This is a genomic window from Mesorhizobium sp. M7A.F.Ca.US.005.03.2.1 (assembly GCF_003997795.1).
GTDB lineage: Bacteria > Pseudomonadota > Alphaproteobacteria > Rhizobiales > Rhizobiaceae > Mesorhizobium > Mesorhizobium ciceri.
In genome coordinates, this window is the sequence record NZ_RZRP01000368.1 from 1 (window position 1) to 6010 (window position 6010).

Consider the following 6010-nt stretch of genomic DNA (forward strand, 5'->3'; position numbering starts at 1 on the left):
TGTCGCCGGCGATCCGGCCATCCAGGATCTGCAGAACGCCATCCAGGCCGACAAGGCGCTCAAGAACCTCGACCTCGCCGAAACGCGGCACCAAGCCAAAATGTTCTGCAGATCCTGGATGGCCGGATCGCCGGCGACACGGCTGAGATAATCATCGAGCAGCCGGTCAGCGGCCACGATGACATCTTTCGCCTCGTGGATTTCGGCGATGATCGTCGTCAGCCGTGCCCGGCTGACCTCTGAAAACCGCTCATAGAGCATCGCCAGGATCGCCGATTTGTTGGGAAAGTAGTGGTAGACGGTGGCGATTGGCCCGCCCGCCAGCATGCCGACCTCCTTCATAGTGACGGCGTCGATACCCTTTTCCCCGATCAGCCGCATGGTCGTCGACAGGATCGCGTCGATGCGCTCGCGGCTGCGTTCCTGCTTGGGCTTGCGCCTCGGCTCGGTCGCCATTCTCTTCAATTCCGTCATGCACCGATCTTTCGCACGGTTTTTAGATTCCGGTTGACAAGAAATATGATCAAGTATCAGTTTCTGAAATACTGACAGGTTGTCAGCTTTTTTGCCGCGCGGCAAGGACGTTGGGGAGGCGCCTTTGGCTTCGACAGATATCGGCCACGCAGGCAGTGGCGACTGGCTGGTCGGCAATCCGACCGGCTGGCAGCTCGCCTCGGCCCTGTGGATCGGTTCGGTCGGCCTGCTCATCCTCGGCCTGCAGCCGGTGCTGCTCGGAGCTCTCTACACCGAAGGCCATGTCAGCGGCGACGAACTGGCGCTGGTCGCCACCGCCGAGATGATCGCCATTGCCATCGGTTCGGCCGTCGTGGCGATGCTGCTTTCGGCCCACAATATGCGCTGGAAAAGTGCCGTCCTTCTGCTGCTGCTGGCGCTGGCCAATGTGTGGACGGCCTATGCCGCGAGCGCCAACATGCTGATTGCGGCCCGCGCCCTTGCCGGGCTCGCCGAGGGCGGTCTGGTCGCCATCGCCACCGAACTGATCGCCCGCTCGCGGCGTGCCGAGCGCATCGGCGGCTATTTCGTCACCATGCAGACGCTGGCGCAATGCGCGCTCGCCCTGTTGCTGGCGCTCTATGTCATTCCGGCCGCAGGGTCGGAGGGTGGCTTCATCGTTCTTGCCGTCGTCTGCGTCGTGTCGCTGGCGGTCGCTTTCACCGTGCCCGGTGACTATGCCGACCTGCCCAAGGAAGAGAATCTGGCCAATGTGCTGACGGTTCCCTCAATGACCGCGCTGTTGTCGGTCTTCTGCTACTTCATGTTCTTCGGCGCGGTCTGGGCTTTCCTGGAGCCGCTAGGCGCGCAATACGGCATCGATGGCCGCACCGTCGGCCTGATCGTCTCGGCCAGCCTCGCGGTGCAGGTCCTGGGGGCGATGACGGCGACCGCGTTCGAGGCGCGCATCGATTATCGCCTTGCCATCGCGGCGATCGGCGTCGTGGCGCTTGTCAGTTCCCTGGTTCTTGCCAGCAGCCCCGGCCTGACGACGTTCTGGGTCGCTGCCCTGGCCATGGGCTTTATCCTGCTGTTCATCGTGCCCTACCAGATCCGTCTGGCGATCACCGCCGACGAGACGCGCACCGCCGTGCTGCTGGTGCCGGCAGCCCAACTGTTCGGCCTGGCGATCGGGCCGATTGCGGCGTCGCTGCTCATCGACGGCAAGGATTTCCGGCCGGTGCCGGAATTCGCCGCCGCCAGCGCGGTGGCAAGCGTGGCGCTGCTCGGTCTCTTCGTTCTTGTGTCACGTCGCCGTCGTGCGGTTGCCTGAGCGGGGAGCGCCATGTCGAACACTTGGAGCAACTGGTCGGGCTTCGTAAGTGCCGAGCCCAAGCTGATCGCCAGCCCCAGCGATGTCGGTGAACTCGGTGATCTCGTCCGGAGCGCGCCTGGCCCGGTGCGCGTCGCCGGCGCCGGTCATTCCTTCACACCGCTGGTGAAATCGCAGGGCACGATCCTGTCCCTGGAGAGACTGGAAGGGCTGGTCTCGCACGACGCGCAAAAACATCAGGCGCGGGTGCGGGCAGGGACCCGGCTCGGCCCGCTCATGCACATCCTGCAAGGCATTGGCCAGGGCCTGCCCAACATGGGCGACATCGACCGCCAGGCGATCGGCGGCGCGCTGGGCACAGCCACGCACGGCTCTGGGCCGACGCTCGGCGCCTATCACACGCAGCTGGAGACGGTGCAGATCGTCGACGGGCTTGGCAAGGTCCGCGACTTCAAGCGGGCAGGGGATCGGGACATGATCCACGCCATCGGTGTCGCGCTCGGCGCTTTCGGCGTGCTCACCGAAGTGACGCTGAACAACATCGCGACCTACCGGTTGCGCCGCCGCAAATATGTGCTGCCGATCACCGAGATGCTGCGTGATTTCGAGGCGATGATGGCCGCGCATCGCTCGGCCGAATTCTACTACATTCCGTTTTCCGGCTATGCGCAGTTCATCGCCAGCGATTTCAGCGATGCCGCACCCACCACGCGGCCGCCGGAAGAGGACGAGGCGGGTTTGAGGACACTGCGCAGGCTGCGCACTTCACTTGCCTGGCTGCCATCGCTGCGTGGCCGCCTGATCCGATCGGCGGCCGCCAAATTTCCCGCCGAGGACTACGTGCAGGACTGGCTCAACGTCTATGCCAGCGACCGGCAGACCAAGTTCAACGAGATGGAATATCATTTGCCGTTCGAGGAAGGGCCGAAGGCGCTGGCCGAGATCATCGAGCTGACCGAGAAGCGTTTTCCCGAGGTCTATTTCCCGATGGAGGTGCGCTCGGTCGCGCCGGACCAGTTCTGGCTTTCGCCATTCTACAACAGGCTGACCTGCTCCATCGCCATCCACCATGACGCCGCGAACGATCCTTTGCCGTTCATGCGGGCGGCAGAGCCGATCTTCCGCAGACATGGCGGCCGGCCGCATTGGGGCAAGATGCACAGCCTGAAAGCGGCGGAGCTGAAAAAGCTCTACCCGCGCTGGGACGATGCCATGGCGGTGCGCCGCGACATCGATCCGGAAAACCGCTTCGTGTCGCCCTACATGGCCGGCCTGTTCGGCATCGAATGATGAGCACCTATTTTTCCACCCTCTCGGATGCGCTGAAGACCGCCGGCATCTTCCGACCCTGCCTGCTGCTCGACCGCGATCGGCTGGACGGAAACATTGCCCTGGTAAAAGGGAGGCTGGATCCCGGCCTGGCCGTGCGGCTGGTCGACAAATCGCTCGCCTGCCTGCCGCTGCTTGCGCATATAGGCAAGGCGCTTCGCCATGAGCGCTTCATGACCTTCCACCCGCCGATCAGCGAGGCGGTGCTGAAGGCGTTTCCGGATGCCGATCTGCTCTACGGCAAGCCGATGCCGATCGGTGCGGCAAGGGCTGCGCTGGTGAAGGGTGATGCCGACTGGTCGCGTGTCTGCTGGCTGATCGACAGCGAGGAGAGACTGGCGGAATACGGTGCTCTCGCTGACGAACTCGGCATCGGCCTGCGCATCGCTTTCGAGATCGATGTCGGGCTGCATCGCGGCGGCTTTGCTGATCCCGCGGCCTTGTCGAAGGCGCTGAGCGCGTTGCCGGTCCGGCTGCATTGCGAAGGCGTCATGGCCTACGAGGCGCATGCGCCGCTCATTCCCGGCCTTTTCGGCGGACCGGCAAAGGCATTGGCGGAGGCGTCGGCGCAGGCTGCGGCGTTCGTCGCCTGTCTCGGTGCCGACCAGCGCCGCATCCTCAACATCGGCGGCAGCAAGACCGCGCTGCTTCATCGTGTCGGCGCGGCCAATGAAGTGTCGATGGGCTCGGCCTTCGTGCTGCCCAGCGACTTCGATACGCCAGGCCTCGACGGCTTCCAGCCGGCGGCTTTCATCGCTACGCCGATCCTGAAAGTGGTCGAGCCGATGCTGCCTGGCCCGCCGGCCGTTACCCGCCTGCTGCAGGCGCTCGGCCGGTTTCCGCGCAAGGGCTGCTATCTCTATGGCGGCAAGTGGATGGCCGAGCCGGTCTTCCCCCAAGGCATGAAGACGAACGGCCTGCTCGGCCTGTCCTCCAACCAGCAATTCATGGGCTTGCCCGCCGATGCGACCGCAAGGCCAGGCGACTACGCGTTTCTAAGGCCGACGCAGAGCGAGGCCGTGCTGCAGCAATTCGGGTCGATCGACGTGTTTTCCGGCGGAAAGGTCATCGATCGCTGGCCGGCGCTGCCGATGGCGTGATCGAGCTACGCCTTCACCGGTACCCAGATCTCCAGCCCGCCATTGCCGCTGTGGGCATCGAACTCCGGTCCATAGCGCTCGAATTCCGGTGCATCCGCGATTTCGTGACCGGAGTCGGGCAGCCAACTGTTCCAGATCGTGTTGATCGTCCGGCGGATGGATGAGATGTGCTCGCGGTGCGAGAACACCGCATATTTCTGCGCCGGCACCCGCACCCGATAGAAGTCCTTCGGCAGATCCGCAAAGCCGGACACTTCGACGCCGACGACATAGTCGAAATTGCCCGCGTCGTCGCCGTTAAGGCAGACGCCGTAGAAAACGCCTGAGATCTCGCCTGGGATGTTGCCGATATAGGGTGCAAAACGCTGCCACTGCATCGGAATCCCGGCGCTGGTTTCACAGCTGTAGCGTTCGCCGAGGCCGGCGATCAGGAACGGCCGGCTGGTCTCGAAGCGCGGTGGTTCGAGATTGGTGAGGAAGGACTGGTCCATCAGGATCGGCTCCACGAGGTCGAGGTTGTTGGTCGAGCCTTGCGCGCGTACCAGTTCCGGCGTGGTGCCGAACTGATCGCGGAAGGCACGGGTGAACGCCTCATGCGAGTTGTAGCCGGCGTCGAGCGCGACGGCGAGGATGTCGGGCGCTCCGCCGGCCAGCTTGCGCGCCGCCTCGGTCAGCCGGCGTGAGCGCATGTAACCCATCACCGAGCGGCCGGTTGCGGCGCCGAAGGCGCGCGTCACATGAAAACGCGACACGCCGCTGCTTTGCGCGACATCGTCAAGCGAGATCGCCTCCGGCAGATGGCTCTCGACGAACCACAGCGCTTTCTCGGTCGGGTTCATGGGGCTCCTTTTCGCATTGGCCGGATCATCTTGGCGTTTCCTGGCGCGGCCAGTTTGATCGAAATTGCGCATCCCGTGCAATCTGCGCCGATCCCATGGGCTTTCGCTTGACAGCGGGCCGCGTCATCTCCTAAGAATGTTATGTTATTACATAAAATATTATGTTATTACATAAAGTGAGCGTGCAATGCCTGTTTCCCTTAGCTGGCCCACCACTTCGTCCGAGAAATCCATTGCGAAGCGTTTGGTGGAAATCTACGCTGAAGTGGTGATGGTCCCCGAGCCGAAAGGCGAGGGGTGAAAAGGGAACACGGTGAGGCCTGTTCAGGTCGAGGCCGTGGCTGCCCCCGCAACTGTAAGCGGCGAGCAAAATCCGTGAATGCCACTGGCCGGCAAGGCTGGGAAGGCAGGATGGCGCAACGACCCGCGAGCCAGGAGACCTGCCATCACTGAGTTGACCGGACGGGGTGTGCCGGGAGGAAACGCGAGTCCCGGTCTTGTCGGCCGGTTCGCCAGCTTCCTTCCGTCGCCAGTTTTGGAAAGTGACGGAAAGTTGGACGGCTCCATCGATCATCGCATCACCATGCGCACGCTTTGCCGTCCCCGCAATCCGGCGGGCAGCAGCCGATGAGCGCAGTGCTTCTCGAAGCCCATGACCTCTGTGCCATGGCGAATGGGCGGAATCTGGTCCAGGCGGTCAGCTTCTCGGTGGCCGCTGGCGATCGCCTTGCCATCATCGGTCCCAACGGCGCCGGCAAGACGACGCTGCTGCGCATGCTGTCGGGCATGCTGCGGCCAAGTTCCGGCGAGGTGAAGCTTGGCGGACGCGGGCTGGACAGGATTTCGGCCGCCGAGCGGGCGTTGCATATCGCCGTTGTCGGCCAGACCGACCAGCCCGATCCGCGGCTGGCGGTGATCGATTATGTCGAGCTTGGCCGGGTCCCGCACGCCGGGCT

At 63.8% G+C, this 6010-nt stretch carries 6 protein-coding genes and 1 riboswitch; of the genes, 4 read left to right on the plus strand and 2 right to left on the minus strand.

What is annotated here, in order from left to right:
* Window positions 1-474 (minus strand): TetR family transcriptional regulator (locus EN991_RS20110; protein ID WP_245461019.1); only part of this gene is annotated, 474 nt, incomplete at its 3' end.
* Between the two features lie 124 nt (window positions 475-598).
* Between EN991_RS20110 and EN991_RS20115 the strand changes: the two genes are divergently transcribed.
* Genes EN991_RS20115 through EN991_RS20125 form a run of 3 tightly spaced genes read left to right on the plus strand, consistent with a single transcriptional unit; the run spans window position 599 to window position 4215 of the window.
* On the plus strand, window positions 599-1786 hold the full coding sequence (locus tag EN991_RS20115; protein WP_127369381.1) for an MFS transporter: 1188 nt from the start codon (window positions 599-601) through the stop codon (window positions 1784-1786).
* A 12-nt stretch (window positions 1787-1798) separates the two neighbouring features.
* Window positions 1799-3076 carry a D-arabinono-1,4-lactone oxidase gene (locus tag EN991_RS20120; RefSeq protein WP_127369382.1) on the plus strand — a complete coding sequence of 426 codons (1278 nt, stop codon included), beginning with the start codon at window positions 1799-1801 and terminating at the stop codon, window positions 3074-3076.
* Window positions 3076-4215, plus strand: coding sequence for an alanine racemase (locus EN991_RS20125; RefSeq protein ID WP_164769220.1), 1140 nt, complete (start codon window positions 3076-3078; stop codon window positions 4213-4215). The genes EN991_RS20120 and EN991_RS20125 overlap by 1 nt, the downstream gene beginning before the upstream one ends.
* 5 nt (window positions 4216-4220) lie before the next feature.
* Here the strand turns inward: EN991_RS20125 and EN991_RS20130 are convergent, their stop codons facing one another.
* A complete protein-coding gene (locus tag EN991_RS20130; RefSeq protein ID WP_064994164.1) occupies window positions 4221-5054 on the minus strand; it encodes an AraC family transcriptional regulator in 834 nt (277 codons plus the stop codon).
* A gap of 255 nt (window positions 5055-5309) precedes the next feature.
* Window positions 5310-5517: riboswitch (cobalamin riboswitch) on the plus strand.
* Window positions 5518-5681: 164 nt separating this feature from the next.
* Between EN991_RS20130 and EN991_RS20135 the strand changes: the two genes are divergently transcribed.
* Window positions 5682-6010, plus strand: a 329-nt coding sequence (locus EN991_RS20135; RefSeq protein ID WP_164769222.1) for an ABC transporter ATP-binding protein, incomplete at its 3' end; no start/stop codon positions are given.